The sequence below is a fragment of the Paenibacillus lycopersici genome (assembly GCF_010119935.1).
Taxonomy (GTDB): domain Bacteria; phylum Bacillota; class Bacilli; order Paenibacillales; family Paenibacillaceae; genus Paenibacillus_Z; species Paenibacillus_Z lycopersici.
Genome location: NZ_CP048209.1, coordinates 5,305,981 through 5,324,512 on the forward strand (window position 1 = coordinate 5,305,981; position 18,532 = coordinate 5,324,512).

General features: G+C 57.8%; 6 protein-coding genes. All 6 read right to left on the reverse strand.

The window, feature by feature from the left end:
* Nucleotides 1-2: 2 nt before the first annotated feature.
* A complete protein-coding gene (locus GXP70_RS30365) occupies nucleotides 3-1,325 on the reverse strand; it encodes a glycosyltransferase family 2 protein (RefSeq protein WP_404822283.1) in 1,323 nt (440 codons plus the stop codon).
* Between the two features lie 436 nt (nucleotides 1,326-1,761).
* Entirely contained in the window at nucleotides 1,762-2,967 is a 1,206-nt protein-coding gene (locus tag GXP70_RS23340) for a copper amine oxidase N-terminal domain-containing protein (RefSeq protein ID WP_162359047.1), read from the reverse strand.
* 146 nt (nucleotides 2,968-3,113) lie between these two features.
* Nucleotides 3,114-9,233 (reverse strand): WIAG-tail domain, encoded by a 6,120-nt coding sequence (locus GXP70_RS23345; RefSeq protein ID WP_162359048.1) that lies wholly within the window; start codon nucleotides 9,231-9,233, stop codon nucleotides 3,114-3,116.
* Between the two features lie 173 nt (nucleotides 9,234-9,406).
* A complete protein-coding gene (locus GXP70_RS23350) occupies nucleotides 9,407-15,946 on the reverse strand; it encodes a hypothetical protein (protein ID WP_162359049.1) in 6,540 nt (2,179 codons plus the stop codon).
* Between the two features lie 48 nt (nucleotides 15,947-15,994).
* Nucleotides 15,995-16,933 (reverse strand): copper amine oxidase N-terminal domain-containing protein, encoded by a 939-nt coding sequence (locus tag GXP70_RS23355; protein WP_162359050.1) that lies wholly within the window; start codon nucleotides 16,931-16,933, stop codon nucleotides 15,995-15,997.
* A 373-nt stretch (nucleotides 16,934-17,306) separates the two neighbouring features.
* Complete coding sequence (locus GXP70_RS23360; protein ID WP_162359051.1) at nucleotides 17,307-18,461, reverse strand: glycosyltransferase family 4 protein; 1,155 nt, start codon at nucleotides 18,459-18,461, stop codon at nucleotides 17,307-17,309.
* Nucleotides 18,462-18,532 lie beyond the last annotated feature (71 nt).

Here is an 18,532-nt window from a genome sequence, read left to right on the forward strand (position 1 = left end):
CATCACCTCGCAAAATAGCGTTTTCGCTCCGCATCCCCGTATCCGCCGCGCTCGTCGCTGTGCCGGGCCATCCAGTCGATCGCCTCCAGGTGATCGCCGACGATCAGCCGCTCGAGCGGGTTCGTGCGCTCGCGTTTCTTCCGCAGCAAGTTGAGCTTGCCGACGTTGATATGTTTGACCGCGCTGACCTTGCAGCCAAGCCGGACCGCCCTCGCGTGCGCAAGCGGCGGAACGGAGAGCGCCTCCGCGCCGATCGTCTCCAGCGCCCGGCGGCTGATCGCGTGCGGCACAGCGGTCATCGAGGTGCCCTTCAGATCGGGCCGGCCCAGCAGCGCGTTGAGCGCATGCTTCGCAAGCACGACGCTGTGGACGGCATGCTTATCCGTCGGCCCGGAATAGTCGTTCAGCGCGACATCCGTTTCGCCCTGCAGAACGGACTGCACGAACGGCCGCAGCTGCGCCGCCGGGATGACCATGTCGCCGTCGATGAACAGCAGCGCTTGCCCTCTGGCGGCATTGGCGCCGACGCCGCGCCCGACATCATGCCCGAGCGGTTCGTCGTAGACGATGACCCGCGCGCCGCTGCTTCTGGCAATGGCCGCCGAGCCGTCCTTCGAGCCGTTCGCGACGACGATCACCTCCGTGCTCGGATGAACGCGCTTCGCTTCCCGAACGACCCGGCCGATCGTCCGGCGCTCGTTCATGACCGGAATGATAACCGAGACGAGCGGCTCTCCGCGCGATTCCGCCGTTCCTTGCGGCTGCGGCTGCGGCGTGACCGGCAGCTGCAATGGCTGCGGCGGCTGAGACGGAGTGAGCGGAAACGGAGACGGCGGGAACGGCGGCATCTGCAAGATCGGCGCCGACGGCGGTTCGCGGCGCGCAGCCTTGCGAATCGCCGGCATGGCGATGGCTGCGGGAGCCGCTCCCCTTGCCGCGGCAGCTTTGTTGGCCTTCCGGCCTGCCACCGGCGAACGAGCCTGCTTCCGCCCCGCGGATGCCGACTTTGCCGACTTCCGCGAAGCGGCCTTCGGACTGCTCGCGATGGCCGGCCCTCCCGCAGCCGGCCTTTCGGGTTTGGCTGCCGTCCGCCGCTTCGGTACGGCGGTCATATGCGCGCGGGCCTCCGCACGCTGCTTCCGCTTGCCGCTCAGGCGAACGGCTTGCTTCTCGGCCGCCGGCGCGGCCGCGGCCTTCGCCGGGACCGGCGCAGGCGCGTGCATGCGCATGGCGCCTGCCGGAGCCGGCGCATGAAGCGGCCGCTGGGCAATGATCAGCAAACCGTTATGGAGCTGGAAGGTTTTGGAGCCAAGTGGCTGCAGCATCGTTTTCACCTGCCCTAAATCTCTTGTTACCGGTTAGTGTATGGACAAATGAGAGTAAGAGGAACGGCTGATGTACGTTAAGGCGCTCGCCTTGACCGGCATCCCACTCCGGCATATCAATACAAACTATCAATTCACGTATGTTGGAGCGACAGAGGGAGATGATTGCAGCGATGACCGATAACCCCGCCATTCGCCAACCGTTCCGCGCCTGCTTGAAAGAATTGCAATTCGCGCGGTTCCCCGTATTCGGCGCCAGCTACGGACGCTGACGCATCGCATACGTTTACCGCCCCAAAGTTCTTCGCTGCAGCCGGCGAATATGCCAATACGCAAAAATGCCCTGCCATATTCGGCAGGGCGGGTATTAAGCTGCAGAGGACATCGCTGCATGTCGGTATGGTTCATAGATTTGAAGCTCATAGATTTGAAGTGCCTAGCTTAACGTCCACGCGTATGTCGTTTCCGGAGCATCGATGTGCGTAAAATAAAAGGTTTGCCCTTCTCTGCGATCGAAGTCGAGGCCGTCGCCGACATAATCAAAGTCCATGCTGTAGCGGCTCGAAGCCTCGATTTTCTCCTGCTCGTCCGCGGGAAGAAGCTGCTTGTACAGCAGTGCGCCGGCCTGCTTCCGCAAATCGATGGCGGCAAGCATTTGCGAATTATAGAGCTTCACGATCAGCGCGTCGTCGGACGCATAGACGACCGTCGCCGCCTCGTCCGTTGTCAGCATCATTCCGATGTCCGCCTTCTGCGTTACCGTACCGTCGGGACGGGCGAGCAGCACACGGCTGCCGTCGACGAACACAAGGCCGCCCGGGTATGCGGACAAGCTGTCCGTACTGCGGATGCCGTAATACGATGCCTTGCTTTCCAGCGTCAGCCTGCCTTGGTGCACGAGCAGCTTGAACACGTTCGTTCCCAAACCCGGCTCGCCGTATATATCCTTCAGCGTAACGAGGAGATTTTGCGCGTCCAGCCTTTCCGATTCGATGTATCCGTAACCGTCGAGCTTCACATGAGTCGTGCCGGCCAGGACCGGCGCCTGACCCGGCTTGGCGATGTAAAGCTGCTGCTTCCGGGGATCCAGCCATACCAGCCCCTCGGCGTCGCGGTCCGCATTGACGATATAACGGATGCCGTACGTCGTCAGCGTAATGACGCGTTGCGCCGAGTCGTAACGCACCTCTGCGCGAATCAGATCGGCCACGACGCGAAGCGAGACGTACATCCGGTTATTTTGCAGCAGCAGCGCCGGATGGTCCATCCGCACGGCTTTACCGTTGACGACCGCCGAACGGGCGCCCGGCTTAAATACAGCGAACGTGCCGGGATAGGCTGCCGTCACCTGCGATCCGTTCGTCGCCTGAACCCAGTTGATCTCGCCGAACAGGCTTCGGGCGTCCTGAATCCAAATGTACAGGCGGCCTTGCGCCGTTCGGATCGGCTGCTTCAGCTCGGCCGCCCATTCGCTTCCTCCGTCCATGCGCCGCAATTGAATCGGTTTGACGCTTTGGGCAGCGCTCACAGAATAGGGGATCATGGCGACAGTGAAGCTTAAGAGGAGCAGCATGGCCAGCAGCAGCCGGATTGGGGCGCCGGCTTGTCCGCTTCTATTGAGCGGGATAGACCGCATGTTCATTCGTTCATCTCCTTATTCATTTGTTCCCTAAACGAATGAGCCGGCAATAAGGTTGCCTTTTTTCCATATTCTTCATTGGTGGCAAAGGCGGCGAATAAAAAGCCTCCCTTCCCGCATCGTCTGCGGAAAAGGAGGCGTTGATTGTGTTATCGCGCTCCGATGGCGATCCAGTTGACCAGTCCGATCGGTTCGGGGGTGATGCGCGTGCGGACGATCGTCAGCTGGACGGCCGAAGCGGTCTTCTGCTTGATCACCGCGTAGCAGGACGGCGAATCGGTCGTTGCCACGAACACGTAGGCGCTGTTCGCGAACGGCTGTTCGAAGCCGATCGTCACGTCGAGCTGCTCGCCCTGTCCTTGGAAGTTGTACGGCGCAAGGCCGAATTGCTGCAAGGCGACCGTATCGCGTTTGACCGTGGACACCGGCGCGAAGCTCAGCTTCTCCGCGCCGATGCTGCCGTCCGCCAGGCTCGCCGCTTCGACGACCGGGCTTTGGTCCGCAGCCAGGCGAACGCCCGGCGCAAAGTGGGCTTCCGTGATGCTGTGCGGCGCAATCTTCGCGCCCGTAACCGCGCCTTCGGCGAGTTTACTCGTTTGCACCGCGCCATCGGCCAGCTTCGCGCTGTCTACCGCGTTGTCGGCGAGCTTGCCGGTTTGTACCGCGCCTTCGGCGAGCTTGCTCGACTGCACCGCGCCATCGGCCAGCTTGGTGCTGTCTACCGCATTGTCGGCAAGCTTGCCGGTTTGTACCGCGCCGTCGGCGAGTTTGCCCGACTGCACCGCGCCGTCGGCGAGCTTGCTCGATTGCACCGCGCCGTCGGCAAGACAATCCGTTGTGACGCTGTTGTTCTCAATAACGAGCTCTTTCTCCTGCAGCACGCCAGGCGCGAGCTTGTCGGCGGTGATGGCGCCTTGCGCGATCGCTTCCGTGCCGACCGCGCCATTCGCCAGCTTATCGGCTGTTACGGAACCGCTGCAGAGCGCGCCGCTTTCCACGGCGCCCGGGATCAAATGCGCCGTCGTAATCGAACGGGCGGCGATTTTACTCATCGTGACGGCACCGGCCAGCAGATGGCTTTCGCCGACCGATGCACCGGCCAGCTTCAAGGTCGTTACCGAACCGTCGGCAAGGGCGCCGGTTTGTACCGCTCCGTCGGCGATTTTGCTCGACTGCACCGCGCCGTCCGCCAGCTTCGCGCTGTCTACCGCTCCGTCAACCAGCTTGCCGGTTTGTACCGCTCCGTCGGCGATTTTGCTCGACTGCACCGCGCCGTCCGCCAGCTTCGCGCTGTCTACCGCTCCGTCAACCAGCTTGCCGGTTTGTACCGCTCCGTCGGCGATTTTGCTCGACTGCACCGCGCCGTCCGCCAGCTTCGCGCTGTCTACCGCTCCGTCAGCCAGCTTGCCGGTTTGCACCGCGCCGTCGGCGATTTTGCTCGTTTGCACCGCGCCGTCCGCCAGCTTCAAGCTGTCTACCGCTCCGTCAACCAGCTTGCCGGTTTGTATCGCGCCGTCGGCGATTTTGCTCGTTTGCACCGCGCCGTCCGCCAGCTTCAAGCTGCCTACTGCGCCGATAGCCAGCTTGCTCGCTTGCACGGCTCCGTCCGCCAGCTTCGCGCTGTCTACCGCTCCGTCCGCCAGCTTGCCGGACTGCACGGCTCCATCGGCGATCTTGCTCGACTGCACCGCGCCGTCCGCCAGCTTCACGCTGTCTACCGCTCCGTCCGCGAGCTTGCCGGTTTGCACTGCGCCGTCGGCGATTTTGCTCGACTGTACCGCGCCGTCCGCCAGCTTCGCGCTGTCTACCGCTCCATCCGCCAGCTTGCCGTTCTGTACCGCACCGTCGGCGATTTTGCTCGATTGTACCGCGCCGCTCGCGATGCAATCCGCGGTAACGCTGTTGTTCTCAATGACGAGCTCCTTCTCCTGCAGCACGCCCGGAGCGAGTTTATCGGCGGTGATCGCGCCTTTCGCGATGGCTTCCGTGCCGACTGCGCCGTTCGCCAGCTTATCGGCTGTTACGGCGCCGTTGCAGAGCGAACCGCTTTCCACCGCGCCCGGAATCAGATGCACCGTCGCGATCGAACGGGCGGCGATCTTGCCCATCGTGACGGATCCGGCCTGCAGATGCTGCTCGCCGACCGATACGCCCGCGAGCTTCGACGCCGTTACCGCGCCGTCCGCCAGCGCGCCGCTCTGAACCGCGCCGTCGCTCAGCGCCCTGCCCGTTATGGCGCCGTTCTGGAGATGCTGCTCCCCGATCGCCTTCGGCGCGATTTTCTTCGCCGTTACCGCGCCTTCCAGCAGCTGATGCTCGCCGACGGCGCCGCTTGCCAGCTTGGCGTTCACCACCGCGCCGTCAATGAGCGCGCCCGTGCCTACCGATCCAATCGCCAGCTTCGTACCGATGACCGCGCCATCCGCCAATGCCTCCGTGCCTACCGCACCGTCCGCCAGCTTCTCGCGTTCGACGGCTCTGTCGCTCAGCGCCTCCGTGCCTACCGCGCCGTCCGCCAGCTTCGCGCTCACGACCGCTCCGTCGCTCAGCGCTTCCGTACCGACCGCGCCCTTCGCCAGCTTCGCGCGTTCAACCGCGCCGTCGCTCAGCGCTGCCGCGCCGACCGCGCCCTTCGCCAGCTTCGCGCTCACGACCGCTCCGTCGCCGAGCGCTTCCGTACCGACCGCGGCTTTGGCCAGCTTCGCGCGTACTACCGCGCCGTCGCTCAGCGCGATGGCGTCTACCGCGCCCTTCGCCAGCTTCGCGCTGACGACCGCTCCGTCGCCGAGCGCCTCCGTGCCTACCGCGCCGCTCGCCAGATGCGCCGCGTTGACCGCGCCGCTGCCCAGCGCTTTCGATCCGACCGCGCCGCTCGCCAGCTTCGCGCTCACGACCGATCCGTCGCCAAGCGCTTCCGTGCCGACGGCGCCGTTCGCCAGCTTCGTCCGCTCGACTGCGCCATCGCCGAGCGCTGCCGCGCCGACCGCTTTGTTCGCCAGTTTCGCGCCGACGACTGCGCCGTCATGAAGCGCCGCCGTGTCCACCGCGCCGTTCGCCAGCTTCGCGCTTTCCACGGCTCCGTCCGCCAAGGCCGCCGAGCCGACCGCCCCGTTCGCCAGCTTCGCGCTCCCGACCGCGCCTTCGGCAATCGCGTCGCCGTTCACGCTGCCGGCGATCAGATGCGAGCTTGCAACGGAACGCGCCGCGATTTTGCCGAGCGTTACCGCGCCCGGCTGCAGCTGCGCTTCGCCGACCGCGCCTGCGGAGAGCGCCTCGCTGCCGACCGCCCCGTTAGCCAGATGCGCGGAACCGACGGCGCCGTTCGCCAGCAGCTCGCCGCCGATGGAGCTGCGTTTGATTTTGCTGCCGTGGATGATGCCGTCCGGCGCTTTCTCGAACGTATAGAATTCCGCGGCCAGATGCGCCTGGGAGATCGATCCTTTGCGGATATGGTAGCCTTGAATCGCTTCGGCTTTGAGATGTTTGCCCGCGATTGTCTCCAGCTGGATATGATCGCCGCTCACCGACAGATTCCCCAGCTTCGAGCTCGTTACGGCCTCGTCGCAGAGCTGCTCCGTATCGACCGAGTCGCCGGCCAGATGCAGCCGCAGCACGCTGTCGGCCTTCAGATGCATGCTGCTTACCGAGCTCTCGGCCAGATGGTTCGCATCCACCGCGGCCGCCGCGATATGCTGCCCGTGCACCGCCGACGCCGCAATCGTGCGCGAACCGACGGATTCGTTCTGCAAATGGAAGCCCGCAATGCTGCCCTCGGCGATTTTCTCCTCGGTGACCGAATCGTTGCCCAGATGAATATCCCGGATGCTCTCGAGCGACAGATGCGCGCCGAAAATCGACTGCTCCGCCAAATGCCGGCTGCCGACCGATTCGTTGGCCAGATGGCCGCCGTTCACGGCGCCCGGCGCGATTTTATCGCCGGTTACAGCCCCTTGCCCGATCGCTCCGCCGATGACCGAGCCTGCCGCCAGATGGCGGTCGCTTACGGCGCCCGGCGCCAGGTGCCGGCCTTCGATGGATTGCTGCGCGATGTGCCGCGCGCCGAGCACGCCGTCCGCGATTTGTTCGCCCGCGACAGAGCCGTTCGCCAGCTTCGATGTCGTTACGCTGCCGTCGGCCAGCTTCTCGGAGGTTACCGACCAGTCCGTCAGCTTATCGGTCGATACGCTCTCCGGCGACAGCTTGAGCGAGTTCACCACATGATCCGCCAAATGATGCGCGTAGACCGCGCCCGCCGCGAGATGACGCTCCGTGACCGCGCCGCTCGCCAGCTTGACGGATTTGACCGCGCCGTCTTGGATGGCGCTCGTTTCGATCGCCGCTTTGCGGATATGGACGGCATCGATCACGCCTGGCTGCAGATGGTCGGCGTTGATCGATTCCGGCGAGATAGACTCCTCCGTTACCGCTCCGGCCGAGAGGTGAAAGGCGCGGATCGCTTCGGGAGCGATCTTGTCGAACGTAATCGACTCGTCGGCCACATGCTTCGTCAGCACCGACTGTTCCGCCAGCTTAGCGCTGCTTACGCTGCCTTCCGCGAGCTTCTGCTCGACGACCGCGGCATCCTGCAGCTGAGCGCGCCCGACCGATGCGCTGCTGATATGCGCTTCCTGGATGGCGTTCGCGGCGATTTTCCGGCCGGTGACGGCGCTGTCGGCCACGTGGGCGTTCAGGACGCTGCCGTCGATCAGCTGTTTGGAGCCGACCGCATTCTCGGTCAGATGCCGCTCTTCGATGCTGTCGTTCACGATCTTGTCGCCGCTGATGCTGAAGCGGCTTACATGCTTGCCTTGCACCGCATCGTCGGACAGCTTCGCCGCGGTAATGCTCTTGTCGGCGATCTTGGACGACGTGACGGCATGATCGACCAGCTTGATCGTCGAGATCGACAGGTCGGCGATCTTCGCCGTCGAGACCGATTGATCCTGCAAATGGTCGGTCGCGATTTCAGCGGCCGCGACGTGCCGGGCCTTTACGGCTCCCTCTTGCAGTTCCCGCGATCCGACCGCTTCCTGCGCGATCGCTTCGGACGTGACGGCCTCGGCCTGCAGCTCCCTTGCTCCGATCGCGCCCTTTGCCAGATGGCTGGACGCGATTTCGCCCGGTGCGATGTGCTTTCCCAGCAATGCCCCCGGCGCCACGTGCTCGGCGAGGAGAAGCCCCGGCTGCAAATGGTCGGACTCGATGGCGCCAAGACCGATTTTCTCGCTTGTGACCGCCCCGTCGCGCAGCTTGGAACGCGTTACCGAGCCTTCGGCCAGCTTCGAGGTGCTCACCGCTTCGTTCGCGATGCTTTCCGTGCGGACGGCGGCGCTTTTCAGCTTGGAGGTCGTAACGGATTGATCGTCGAGCAGCTCCGTTGTCACGATCAGCTGCTTCAAATGCTTCGCTTCGATCGAGCCTTCCGCCAGCTTATCGGCGCTGATCGTCCGGTCCGCCAGCTTTTCCGACGTAATGCTGCTGTCGCGCAGCTTCTCGCCGGTAACGGAACGGTCGCGTATTTTGGCGCCGGAAATCGCGTTCTTCGCCAAATGCTCGCCCGTAATGGATTCCGGAGCGATTTTGGACGCGACGATGGCGTGCTCGGAGATATGAATGCTCTCCACGGCAAAATCCGCAATCGATTGCGGCTTCACCGCGCCTGGCTTAATGCGGTTCGTATCGACGGCGCCGAATGCGATCTTCTCGGTCGTTACCGCATCGTCCGCGATATCGTCGGTATGCACGAAGGCAAGCGGCGCATTCGGCATGCGGCGCTCTTCAATGAATGCTTCCTGTGTAATCGTTTCCGGCTGCTCCAATGCTTCTGCTTCCGGTTGTTCCTGTGAAGGAACCGCTTGAACGGCTTCCGCTAGTGGAGCCGCAGCTTCCTCTTGCTCAAGCGCCGCGGGCACCGACGGCGGCAGCTCTGTCTGTCCCGGCTGCTCGACGGCAGCCGTGCTGACGAACGTCAAGGACGGCTGTTCCTCCGTCTGCCCAAGGACGGGATTCGTCTCTTCCAGCCGCGTCAATTCCGGCTTCGCTTCCTCTGCCTTCGCCTCGACAACCGGGGTTGCGGCTTCCGACGCCGGAGGCTCCAGCACCGGGGAAGCTGCGTTGACCTGGACGGTGCGTTTCTCCTCGCTTTTGTCCGCCGCCGGTTTCTTCTTCTTCAGTTCCTCGAGCCATTTCAACTCCGAAGCATTCGGATTATCCACATAAAATAACGGCTTCCGCCCTTTCGGGCTTTTTCCCTTGCTGCTCTTCGCCATAGCCCTCTCCTTCTTCCACCTCAATTGTCATAGGTATCATATGCATTCACCCATGGGCAGGTCACATGGCGAAAATCAAATTGTATGTAAAAACTGCTCCCGTAATGGAAGCAGTTCCTTTTTACATCGGCCATTCCAGGCGCAAACCGCGAGAATGCGCCCGGAATAACCCGTTATTGACGGCGATGGACGCCTACGGTTTGCTGCATGTTGCTCGCGATGACAATCGTCGCCGTCGCAGCTTTCACGGTGCCGTTGCTGTAAGTCGCCTTGAACGCGAACGTCAGCGGACCGTCCGGCAGCTTCTCGAAATCCGTCTCCCACATCTCTCCGCTCCAGCTTGAACGGGACGGATCCGAGGCAGTCAGGCTGACGGTCCGGCCGTCCATCGTCACCTTGACCGAGACCGCGTCGGTATCCGTCAGCGTGTCGGTCGTCGAAGCGCGGAGCAGAAACCGTTCTCCCGCCCAAAATACGCTGTACGCGCGCGGTTGATCGTCGCTGCCGCTCTCCTTCCGGTTGAACGCGATGCGGCGCTCGTCCCACAAGTCGGTATGCCGGACTTCGCCGGCGACCGCCAGCGGCAGAACGACGATGTCCTTCGATACCGCGACAGGCGGCGCCTTACCGTCGGAAATCGTCATCTTCGCTTTGTACGTACCGACCTTCGCACCGATAAACTGCGGTCCGGACGAGTTCGAATAAGGATCGGCAACCGTATACGCGTACGAAGCCGGAACGCCGTCCGGGTCCGTGATCGTATACGAAACGCTCAGCGCGTCATGATCGGGATCGCCGACGGCATGCGTGAAGCGAATCGAATCGCCCTCGTACACCGGCTTAGGCTGCCAATCAAAATCGCCGGTCGGCGGCCGGTTCGTCTCGATATAGAAGAAACGCGGATCGCTGTAGCTGCTCCAATCGTAGCCGTCGAACACGCGGACAACGACATACATGTTCACGCGCTCCGGAAGGTCTGCGCCGGGCGTCCAATTCAAGGCATTTCCGTTCTTGACGCCGGAATCTTGTTCAAGCACGCCGCCATACCGGTACACCTTGACCTGGTACTTCGTTTCAGGATCATTATCGGAATCCCCGTAATTCCACTTCATTACCGGTTTCGTTACCGTGAATTTATCCGGACGGTTCTGATCCGTACTGCTCGGTATATAGATCGAAGCGACAGGAATTCGATTCACGACATCAATCGCGTGAGAGACGGTATCGACCTGGCCCACATGGTCCTCTACCGTCTGCCGGAATTGAAATTTACCCATCGTACTGAACGTTTTGGTCCAGGACGTCCGCGAATTGCTCGCCATCGTCTCCGAACCGTCGCTTAGGCTTTGAAGATAGTATTCATGCGGCAAATTATCTCTGGCCCCGTCCTCCTTGTCCCAAGCCGTGGAGTTAATGGTGACGGGATCCCCTCTATATGCGGTTGCCGGATTCGTAAACCCGGCATGCGGCGGCTCATCCGGCGAAGGCAGCGCGCCGATCGCGATCGTCTTCTCCAGAAAGTCCGACCAGGCGTTGTATTCATCCTTCACGGCAAGCCCGACCGTGTAGGTTCCAACCTCGGTTGGCGTAACGAGTTTCTGTTCGACGAATTTGCCCGACGGCGTCATATAGTAGAACTTCTTCTCGGTGATGCCCTTGGACTTGAGGTAATCAATGCCCGTCGCTTCCTTGGAATAGTTGGCCGCGCTCAAATACCGGTCCGGATCGCGGCTTCGATCGGTCCACTTCACGGTACGATCCACGTTCAGGCCAATGTCATAATCGACGATCGGCGGCCGGTGTACGATAAGCGTACGAACCGCTTTGTTCGAAGGCTGGCGATAGGCGCCGAACTTGCTTGACGGATACAAGTAATCCGAATTCGGATCGTCGACCGTTTTGTAGGACACATCGTACACGCCGACTTTATCCAGTTTGCCGAGCGGCGTCTTGTACGCGATCCCGTTGGAGGCGGACGGTCCGGATTTACCGTCGCCGGCATCCAGGAACTTCTCCTTGACCTTGGTATAGGTCCACTCGGTTAAATCCTTGATCATCGGATCTTTCTCGGTATCGTCATTCGTAATCGTATAGATCATATCTTGACCGACCAGGGCCACGCCTTGCAGCTTCGACGTAATGCTGAGATCCTTCAAATCCGCATAGCTCATCGAAGTGAATTCAGTTCGCGGAATCTCGCTGAACGGGCCAAAGCTGCCATCCCCGAACGTGGCATCGGGATCGGTCGTATCGATAAGCGGAACACCATCGACGTAAACCTTGATTCGGTTATCCAACGCCGTAATTTTCACCGGATAGGCTTGATACATCTTAAAGGCGAACGGCACGGACTTGATAACCGTTCGATGCCCGCCTACGACTTTGACCAGTTGGATCTTTTCTAAATTATGCTCGACGCGATACATGTTCGAATGATCCTGCGCGCCGAAGCTAAATCCTGAGAATACGCCCCCTCCAACCCCAAGATTCATTTTCATTTTGTAGTTGATCATGATGTTTTTCAGATGCAGACTGCTATTCAAGAGCTGGTTCTGCGAACTTAATGCTTCATTTCTCGAAGTATGATCTGCCGAGCTTATGAGGAAGGTTTGATTATATCTACTCTTGCCCGGCGTATATCCGGATTGTACGAACGCCACTTTCATCTTCCCGTCGTCTTGCAAGGAGAGCACAGCCGGTTGGGCTCCGGTTCGGGTAGTCGGATTTAATGCTGTGATAACCGTTTTATTCCCCGTAGTTAAATCTATCCGGCTAATGATGCTGCTTGTCGTAGAGCTTCTTTCCAAAATGATCAACCCGTCTGAATTATCGGCCAGATAGGCATCTATTGTGGTTCCGGCGACCGGTATATAGTTCCAGATCTGCGTTAACGATCCGTTACTATTCACCGTAAATCCTTTAAGGATGTTGCCGAGGTACCCGTATGCGATATTGGACGGAGTTACACCGTAAATCGAATTATAGGTTCCGCCTGTTAGCGTAAAGACCCGTCTTTGATCGGATGTTTGATATACTTTCCCCTGACCCGATACAACGTATTTACCGTCATAAGTCGGGTATAGCGGGTAGCTGGTTGACAGCATATCGTCCCGAAGGTCGCCAGTGGACGGAGACGCGCCGCTATATTCATTGGCGTCGGTAACAGGGTCGAACATGTAATAATTGTAATTCGAGTAAAAATGGAATCGCATTTTCAAGTCTGGTATAGAGGCAAGGCCTGCATAATTAAAAACGCTGCTTGTCGACGACCACATATTTCCATAGCTGATTGTTTTGGCTGGGGTATCCGTTCCCCAATCAAATAGTCTTTTCTCGCCAGAGGAATAACCGATACCTAAATAGGTTTGAGTATACATTACATCCCCAAAGGCACTTGGGAAATATTTTGACAAGATAAGGCTTGGTGTCGTATCCATTCTCTGGCCATTAATGTTTGCCTGATAGGAGACGGTCATAGGGACACCTGACGGACTTATAAAACTAGATATTCTATATGTCGCTATTGAACTGCCTGACAACCCGTCATTGTATCCCAAGGCGTAGACAAGCTGGTTGATGGAATCCACACCGATAACCCGCACAACATTATCATGCATGGCTGCTAATGTTAATGTACCGGAGGCATCCACATGGTAGATTCTTGTCGTTTCGGAACCCCGGTCAGCCGTAAGCTCGTGTCTAGCGAAATATCCGCCGCCTAGATCCCAATCACTTCCGCTTATGTATGTGGCGGATATATCCGTGTAGTATGCATATTCATGCAAATCGACCACAGATACATTTTTTGTTGGCGCTATACTTGTGCTGAATCTTCCGTAATCCGTAGGGGAATGGACAAGCGCTCCGGTTGCCGTATTATAATTCCAGCTGCTCCCCTTGGAAGCATTTTTAAAATCGCTGTTTTTCCAAACGCCCGCCGGATCAGTCAGCGAGCTGCCTTTCAACGGAATCGGCACGATTGGAGCCGGATTCCTGCTTTCCGTTGAAATATCGAATGCTACTGATGGTGCGTCATTGATAACTTCGAAATCAAATTCCCCGCTCGCTGTTTTTCCCCAGTCCTCTTTCAAATTGACGTAAAATTTGTAGTGTCCGACCCGTGTAGGCGTGAACGTAAACTCGTTCTTCGCATTCATGGTTATGGATACTGACGATTCCTCGGTGAAATTCCCGTCATTGTCCTTGTCGTAGCGAAACGATACGCTATTCTGAACAAGCTTATCGCCATCCGGGGAGTAGGACTGATTCGCGAACGCAACGTTCGCCCCTCGTATACTCGGACTCGAATACTCCAGTACTGGAACCGGCGGCAAATCCGCTAACACGGTTAGCTCATGAACGCCTGGATTTAAGGATTTCAGTCCCAAAGAGTCGTAAACGTCAAGCTTGATCGTCTCCTTCCCCGGCGTTGCGTATACGTTCTTGACATTCGTCCATTCATCTCGCGTATGGTTGATCGTTCGCGCAGGAATCGGACTGTAACTGCGATCGCCTTTGAACGGTTCGCTGAGCGGTCTTCCTTGGACGACCCGATCCGGGCCATCGATGACAGCCACCGGATTCGGCGGCACAATTTCGATATAAGTGGATGCCGTTGCTACGGCTCCGAATGGATCTTTCATCGTTGCCGTAATCGTGTGATAGCCTGGACCATCCATCGGAATGTTCACATATTCCAAATAATGATCCTGCCCTTTGGACGGAATGGACTTAATCCAGCTGTCACCCGCTCCAAAATCAAACCCGTTAAAGGTGATCGTATCGCCGTCCGGATCATTCGGTGTCGGAATCGTTGGATCCTGAATGACGACCAGATTAAGAATCGATCCCTCCGTGATCCTATGCAGCGGAACTTTAGGATTGCCGGGATCCACGAAGCCGATCTGGAACGTCGGCGGGTGATTGTTCGCCGGCCCCGTAATTTCGAGCGTTTTCGGGCCGATCCAAGGCGACTCTCCGCATGATGTCGTGATCTTCATGTAGACGTTCTGGACGCCGATACCGAGAAGACTCGGATAGCCCGGATAGGTAAACGAAGTATCCCCGTACTGATTGGTCATGGTGCTGCTTGTCCAGACAAGTCCGTCCCGTTCGATCTTCCACAGATGCGAGGTATAGGCGCAGCCGTTTAGCTTGAAATCTTTGGGATGGAACTTGAACGGATCTTTGTAAGCGATCTTGCCTGGGGTAACGTCGAAGTCGCCTGTGAAATTAGAAGGTCCGGGCTTCGCCTTGTAGTAGTGATAGAGGTACACGGTGTCCGTGAAAGGCGGTATCTTGTACTGGCCAAGCGCGTATTCACCGGATAGGATGGTGCCGCTTGGTGTGACACCGCTAGTCGATTTCTTATAGCCGCCGTAGGTATAGCCGTCGGCATCGTCATGGGCAAAATCGGCGGAAGCATAGGTTTGCCCGGCCTTGAGCGTCTGCTGCTTATCATGCAAACCGCCAACCCCGTCGAGGCTATGACCTTCTTCATCGAAGTGCCTGATCAGAATTGTGCCGTCGCCGCTCGATTTAAGCGCATCATAGTAATAGTACAGGTACACCGTGTCGCCAAAAGGCGGCTGGGTGTACGTACCGAGGTTATATTCGCCGGCCGTGACGGATCCGCTCGGCAGGCTGCCGTTGGTTGATTTCTTATAGCCGCTATAGGCGTACCCGCTGGTTGGGTTATCTTTCGTCGCGTGATTAAAGGAGTAGGATTGACCTGCTTTGAGCGGTTCCTCTCGATCATTCAGTCCTGCGACGCCGTTGAGACTTTTGCCTGCCATATCGAAGTGCTTGATGATGATTTTGCCGTCTTTGTTTCCGACAGGAGTATCTTTCTCATAGTAGTAATTCACTTTATAGGTATCAAATGATCCGTCATACGAAAATGATGGTGTACCCAATGTAAAAGAAGCATATTGCGGATCGCTGCCATCGGCGGTCTTCTTGTACTTCCCTGCGTACGTATAGCCAGGAATGACAGGTGGTGCAGGCGGGTAGGATTGACCAACAACCATATCGCCTGACTTGCTCGATGATAAGCTATCCAAAGGGTCGCCTGACGTTGAATAGCTATGAACTTCATAATAGCCATTCAGTGTGAACTCGAACAAAATCGGATAATAATAGCGTAAACCTTTGACATTACTACTGCATCCCGAGCATGGATCAGAAGCAGAGTCTTCCCTAATATTAAAAACGTTTGTCGATTCCAGTTTCCCTGCAAGCGAAACATCGAAAGTAACCGAGCTTGTTCCCAGTCCAGATGGTGTCCCTTTATAAGGCCCACCTGTTATAGTGGAAAAATAAAGCTGGTATAAACTATAATCATCCGTATTCCTGGAACCATTAAAATACTCTCCATATTTGCTCGAAGGGATAAACAGTTTGACATCCAAGCTTTTAACCGTTCGTCCTGGAAAAGAGAACGAGTAGGCGTGACTCAGATCACTGGTGCCTATGAGATCACCTGGCCCCTTCGTTACCCATTTACCGCTTGAATCACTCCAAATATCGTAACTCATAAAGCCAACCGCATACCGCTTTAATGGATCGCCTGCAGTGTCTTTATAAGGATTAATGGCAGTGTTTCCAAAATCCAAGGAATCGGCACTTGCACTGAATAATCCAAAGAAAGGAGCCATCACTGATAGCAATACTGCCCCCAGCAATGAAATGGCTATTGATTTTCTACGTTTCATAGCACTACCTTCTTTCTAGTTGTGTGCTCATTCACGCGTAAATAATAGCTAGTGAGCAAAATAGTTATCTACGAGGATGACACTGTCAGACGGGGCAAATATGCCAATGAAAGCAGCTTGTTTGATGCGGAATGACTTATAGTCTTTTATGCCAAAATTAATTTCGTCGTTTTGTGTAACCATCCGATTATAGTGAATACGGAAATCACCCATCGATTCTCTTATTCCAGAAAATTCAGAACGAGCGCGAGCCGGCATCCCTTTTTCCAGCACATAGAAACTGCGCCCCATGACACCTTTATCATTCGTTACAGATCGCGTAACTTCTTCGCCGTTAAAGTATGCGAGATCCATTCGGTAGTAGATATCCCCTGCAATTTCTAGCGGAAAATCCATTTCTTCAATGATTCTTGCCGTTGTCTTCTTCGGACTGAAACCATCGTTGATAATCAATTGCCCTTGTTTGCCTTTGAAGTAATCCAGGTACGGTTTAATGTCCACCGCTTTTAATACATCTTCAAGCTTCGGAACAGTTCGACTGCCGATCCAGACAAACCGGCTTACATTATCCCACTCCACCGCAACCCCAAGCCCCTCGCTCACCACGCGCAGCGGAACCAGCGTCCGTCCCTTCACGACCTTCACCGGCACGGGCAGCTTGGTCGTCTTCCCGTTAATCGTTGCCGCCGATTCTCCGATCGTAAGCGCAAGCGTACTCTTCCCTTTAACAATGCTGATCTTCTTCCCTGTCAGCGTCAGCTTGCCGCCGAGCTTATCCGATACGACGCGCAGCGGAACAAGCGTTGTACCATTCACGGACTCAGGCTGTACATCGCTCGGGAGCTGGCGCGCATTGTAGAGCAGCTTAATCGGCATATCCGCTTTTGGCTGCGATTTCGCAGCAGCAGTGGCCGCTCCGCCACCGCTCAAACTTCCTGCAAGCATAACTACAGCCGCGACTGCCGGCACCCAATGGTTCATTTTCATCATTAAACCCTCCTTAGTATTGTTTATTGCGGACCGATGCCGCCAATGAGATTCCCTGGTATCAACCTTCTTTTATGCTTCACGCGTATGGTTCCATAGACTCAGATAACCAACATATTTTACCATCGTTTACTAGATTTCGACGATACCTGCCGCGCTTAAGAATCGCCAAAGATTCTCTTCCCGCGCGCGACACATGCTGCAAGCACAAAAAAGCACCCGCATGCAAGCTGAATAAAACCAGCCTGCAAACAGGTGCTTCCTGCTGCAACAGTTTCCATTTCGTCCCAAAAACTAGTTTCATTTTACGGTAAACGCCGACAACTTTCAAGCTTTTTCTTATAAACCGGTATCTATTATTCCGTCATGTCTGTCACAAAGGCTCCGATAGGAGCTGCAGCCAGCGGTTCGCGGAATGCTGCCACGTGAAGTGCTGCTCCACCCGAATTCGGCTTTGCCGGCCCATTTCCTGACGCAGCCGGTCGTCGCATAAGAGCTCCAGCAGCCGCGCGCGCAGCTCGGGAACTACATGCTCGGGGTCGACCATATACCCCGTCACGCCGTGCTCGATGATCTCCTTCATACCGCCCGCGCGGGTTGCCACGACAGGCAGGCCGCAGGCCATCGCCTCCACGTTGACGAGCCCGAACGCTTCGCGGCTGCCGGACGGGACGACCGCGACATCGGCAGCCAGGAACCAGCTCGGCACCTCGGAGTAGGGGACGTAGGGAACAAACGTCACATGCCCCTTCATTTTGTGCCCCAGCCGGTGGAGCTTGCGGACGTAGGGCGTTGTCCGGCGCGAGCCGTAGAACGCTCCTCCGACGATGACGAGCAGCACCGACGGATGCGCTTGAATGAGCTGCGGCATCAGCTTGAGCAGATGATGCACGCCTTTGATCTCCTGCAGGCGGCCCATGAAGAGCACGACGCTGCGCCCGAGCCATTTGCGCTTCGTGCGAAGCTCCGCCCGCAGCATCGCTCCGGCGGCCGAATACTGCGAGGGGAAGCGCTCGACGTCCACCCCGGGGTAAACGACCCGCAGCTTATTCGCGCACTGAGGTACGCGTCTCGCCGCATCCTCTCGCAGAAACTCACTATTGACGATAATGCGGTCGGCCGCATGAAAACAGCGGGCCAGCGTCTGCACCGGAATTGCCCGCTCCCGAATGAACGTGTTGGAATGCAGGCTCAGCCACACGGATCGGTTCGGCTGTGACTGCTTCAGCTTGAGCACATAACGGGGGCGGTTCTCGATTTGCAGCACGTCGGGCCGAAGCTTGCTGACCGAGCGTCTTACGCATTGAATGTACCGCTGCTTGCTTGCCGCCGGGAACCGCTCGATCGCCGCGCCGCCCACCTGTCCACGCTTGCCGAGCGAACGGCTGATACGCCCGTATATATGCGCTTCGACATGCGGAACGAGCAGCGGCACGGTTTTCTCCACGACACGCTCGACAGAGCTGCTGTTCGGGGACGGCAGGGGAAACGTACCCGGCGTCACAAATGCGATTTTGAGTTTATCCATGGCGCGCAGACCGCCTCTCCAGATAGAAAATGTCTGTTACAGCATACGCCGCAATGCCAAGCCGGCAACCG

What these genes read in the sequence shown, in the direction of transcription:
- GXP70_RS23350 (WP_162359049.1), bottom strand. Translation starts at nt 15,946, where the DNA reads ATGAAACGTAGAAAATCAATAGCCATTTCATTGCTGGGGGCAGTATTG.
- GXP70_RS23360 (WP_162359051.1), bottom strand. Translation starts at nt 18,461, where the DNA reads ATGGATAAACTCAAAATCGCATTTGTGACGCCGGGTACGTTTCCCCTG.
- GXP70_RS23355 (WP_162359050.1), bottom strand. Translation starts at nt 16,933, where the DNA reads ATGAAAATGAACCATTGGGTGCCGGCAGTCGCGGCTGTAGTTATGCTT.
- GXP70_RS23340 (WP_162359047.1), bottom strand. Translation starts at nt 2,967, where the DNA reads ATGAACATGCGGTCTATCCCGCTCAATAGAAGCGGACAAGCCGGCGCC.
- GXP70_RS30365 (WP_404822283.1), bottom strand. Translation starts at nt 1,325, where the DNA reads ATGCTGCAGCCACTTGGCTCCAAAACCTTCCAGCTCCATAACGGTTTG.
- GXP70_RS23345 (WP_162359048.1), bottom strand. Translation starts at nt 9,233, where the DNA reads ATGGCGAAGAGCAGCAAGGGAAAAAGCCCGAAAGGGCGGAAGCCGTTA.